This window comes from Streptomyces sp. SID3212 (assembly GCF_009865405.1).
GTDB lineage: Bacteria > Actinomycetota > Actinomycetes > Streptomycetales > Streptomycetaceae > Streptomyces.
Window position 1 is genome coordinate 1 of the sequence record NZ_WWJY01000781.1, and the last position, 230, is coordinate 230.

1 protein-coding gene is annotated in these 230 nt (G+C 74.8%); it reads left to right on the forward strand.

Features of this window, described 5'->3' with window-relative positions; genetic code table 11:
• The coding region (locus GT042_RS23325) for an AMP-binding protein (protein ID WP_161310678.1) at window positions 1-230 on the forward strand (230 nt) is incomplete at both ends.

Below are 230 nucleotides of genomic sequence, written 5' to 3' on the forward strand. Positions count from 1 at the left end.
TACGTCTTCGACGCCTCCACCTTCGAGATCTGGGCCCCGCTCCTCAACGGCGGCCGGGTGGTCGTCGCCCCCGACGGCAGCCTCCAGCCGGCCGTGCTCCGCGACCTCGTCGCCCTGTACGGCGTCACGGCCGCCTTCCTGACCACGGCGCTGTTCAACGTCATCGCCGAGACCGACCCCGGCGCCCTCGGCCTGCTGCGGCTGGCCGCCGCCGGTGGTGAGGCCGCCGC